The 3,240-nt window shown below is 60.7% G+C and carries 3 protein-coding genes; 2 read left to right on the forward strand and 1 reads right to left on the reverse strand.

Annotated elements, in window-relative coordinates; translation table 11 throughout:
* Window positions 1-232: 232 nt before the first annotated feature.
* Complete coding sequence (locus tag Z052_RS00570) at window positions 233-889, reverse strand: helix-turn-helix domain-containing protein (RefSeq protein WP_094580256.1); 657 nt, start codon at window positions 887-889, stop codon at window positions 233-235.
* Window positions 890-1,100: 211 nt separating this feature from the next.
* Here Z052_RS00570 and Z052_RS00575 point away from each other — a divergent pair, with 211 nt between their 5' ends.
* On the forward strand, window positions 1,101-1,280 hold the full coding sequence (locus Z052_RS00575; protein WP_099288486.1) for a hypothetical protein: 180 nt from the start codon (window positions 1,101-1,103) through the stop codon (window positions 1,278-1,280).
* A gap of 87 nt (window positions 1,281-1,367) precedes the next feature.
* Window positions 1,368-2,435 (forward strand): nitrogen regulation protein NR(II), encoded by a 1,068-nt coding sequence (locus Z052_RS00580; protein WP_099288488.1) that lies wholly within the window; start codon window positions 1,368-1,370, stop codon window positions 2,433-2,435.
* Window positions 2,436-3,240 lie beyond the last annotated feature (805 nt).

Below are 3,240 nucleotides of genomic sequence, written 5' to 3' on the forward strand. Positions count from 1 at the left end.
TAGCGCCTCAATTCAGGTAATTTTCGAGCATAATGTGAGGGTTCTCCGGCTTCACATCTTTCGCATCGGCGATTCCTTCGATGATTTTCTCAACTACCGTCTTGTCCGTACCGTCACTTGTCTCTCACGTGTCAGAGACCCGCCTAATTCGCAGTTTTCAGTGACCGGCTGATCCGGACAAAACGTATCTGAAGAATAGAACTTCAACAGAGCCTCACCGCCAGAACCGCGGCTACTCGTCCGGTTCGTCGATCAGCAGCGTGTTCAGTACCAGCGTGGAGATACCGCGCCGGAGGCGTTCGGTGACGGCCTGATCGGAGATGCCGAACGAGTCCGCGAGCTCCTGGGTGGAGATCTGCCGCGGGAGCGAGTAGTAGCCGGCCTCGACGGCGGCCGCGAGGGTCTCGCGCTGCGGAGGCGTCATCCCGTACCACGGACCGGCGTCCGGCTTCGTGGGGTTGTAGATGCGCTCGATCGAGACGTCGATGTCCTCGTCGAGGTAGAACTCTTGAAACGACGAGAGCGCCTCGTGGCTCGGGAACCTGAGTTCGAGCCCCCACGTGTCGGCGGTTCCGGTCGCACCCATCAGGACCGCGTCCAAGTCGAGGATCCGGCGGAGCAGCGAGGCTTCCGAGGGGTCCCAGTTCAGCGCGTACAGCGTCTCGTCCTCGTGGGTGTCGACGAGCTGGATGTCGTTGACTGAGGGGTGTTCGCGGACGGAGCGCTCGAACGTCTCGCGGACTTCGTTCCGGATCCGAACGAACGGCGTGGGTTTCCCGCCCAGCGGCACCATCGTTTCCAGCGTGAGCTGCGTCGGCTCTTCGATCCGGAGGATCCGTCCCAATTCGAATTCGACAGATGGAATAGTCAACTCAACGATAACGCTCATCAGATACAGCACTGTTCTGTCGCAAACGCGTTAAAAACTCGGTAGAAACCTTCTACCGGAGCGCGATTCACCTTGGTGTACCATGTGTTTCGGTAGTATTATCCGTTTAGGATACCTATCAATAATCGTAGAAACAGACGACTGCGGTCTCTGTTTGTGCGGCGGTGAGTTTCGCGACAGCATCGTATCGCAGTCGAGTGTACGTTTCATCATGACAACTGACGACTCATCCGAAGACGACATATCGAGTACAGAGGAGTTCGAGGTCGCCCTCGGTCGGGTGCTCTGCGACGCCCTCGAGAACGGCGTCAATCCCCGCGGAACGTGGGAGTATCGGACCGAGGGCACGGGTTCCGACATGGAAGTCCTGGTGGTCGAACTGGCAGACTGACGCCCGCGGCCTCGCCGATTGGTTCTGGTATAAGTACCTTGGTAAGCCAGTCCGAAGAGACTGGTAACCGGAGCGTAATCCCCTCGTGTGACAGACGATCCCGACCCCGCGACGAACGCCCTTGATCGTCCGACGAACGCCTCTGAGTCGGGAGACCCCGTGGCCCGTCGCCTCCTCGAAGGCGTCTCCACGCACGCAATCTTCATGTTGAACGCCGACGGGAACATCGTCGCGTGGCCGGCGCCAGCGACGGCGCTCTACGGACACGACGCGACGGCGGTCCTTGACCGACACGTCCGGATGCTGTTCGCCGACGACGAGGGCGAGGCGGACTCCGACTCACTTCCCGGGGACTTCTTCGCGGATCCGAGAGAGGAATCGGTCGAGTTCGAACACTGGCACCGGCGCGCGGACGGCTCCGTCTTCTGGGGCACCCTGACGCTGTCGCCGCTGCGGAACGGCGAGTTCCACGGGTACGCGGCGATCAGCCGGGACACGACGACTGCGAAGGAGTACGAGCGGATGTTAGAGCGGCAGAACGACCGCCTCAAGGAGTTCACCGATATTCTCGCGCACGACCTCCGGAACCCGCTGAACGTCATCGAGGGGAGCCTGACGCTGTACGAGGAGGGCGGTGACGAGGAACACCTCGAACGGATCGGCGAGACGACCGACCGGATGGCACGGCTCGTCGACGACCTGCTCCGCGTCGCGCGACAGGGGAACGTCGTCAGCGACCCGGAGCCGACCGACGTCGGCGAGATTGTCGAAACCGCTTGGCGGAGCCTCGGCGGGAACTCGGGAGCGGCGCTCACCTACGAGCCCGTCCCGTCGGTGAGCAGCGACCCCGACCGACTCCGCGAGCTGTTCGAGAACCTCTTCCAAAACGCGACGGACCACGGCGGCGACGACGCAGCGGTCCGGGTCGGGCCCCTCGACACGGGCCTCTTCGTCGAGGACGACGGCCCCGGGATCGCTGACGGCTGCGAGGAGGAGGTCTTCGACCACGGTTTCACCACGCGCGACGGCGGGCACGGCTACGGCCTCTCGGTCGTCCGGACGATCGTCAACGCGCACGGTTGGGACGTCGTCGCGACTGAGGCAGAGAGCGGCGGCGCGCGGTTCGAGATCACCGGGATCGACTTCCTCGGCTGACGGAGGAGCCGACGGTGGCTTACTAGAGATTCTTCGCACAGATACACCAGACGGAGCAATGGTGACACCGTCGAGTGATGAACGACTTCGCTCCGTCGAGCCGATTCGAACAGCGCTCAGCCGTGCAGCGGAGCGTTCGGTCGCCGACCAGCGCCTCGACAGGTCGGAGTTTTCGGCCGTCAGAGCGGCGCTCTCTCCGCTACCCTATTATGACTGTAGCGACCCGCAGACCGACGGAACTCTCCCCTCTGGATATACCTTCGTCACAACGGCTCGACGTACGTCGCCTCACTGTGGCCCTACTGTACGGATTCGATTCTCGGAAGCGCAGAGAGTGAGCAAAGCGACTACGGCCGGGGTGGATGTTTAAATCCCGAGGAGCGTCCCGGCGACTCCTAACGAGGTCTTCATAACCATCGCTCCCCGAGTTCTATAAGCTACGGACTCGCTGAGCAAAGTGGCTGAACCGCTACGGGGCAACCCTTATTGTATTAGACCCGCGCTCTGTAGCTACCGATTCAACTGGTTCAGTAACAACCATTCTCTCGTGACCGACTCGCGCGCTGTATTCATTACGGCTCCAAGAATATATCATCAGTTGAGGATTTCAACAGAGACATTTGCGGCGAAATGATTTGGCGGATATCTCGGAAGTGGTCAGTGGTAGATCGTCGGAGAAATCGCTCTTATGTAGAACTACGGAAAGCCCCCATAACAAGGCAGTCGATAGTGATATCGACGGATGCGCCTGTGAGATTCAGCGATCGTACGTGTTTAGCCCGAACTGATTTCGGTGCTATCTCAT

This window comes from Halorubrum sp. C191, from assembly GCF_002727095.1.
Lineage (GTDB): Archaea > Halobacteriota > Halobacteria > Halobacteriales > Haloferacaceae > Halorubrum > Halorubrum ezzemoulense.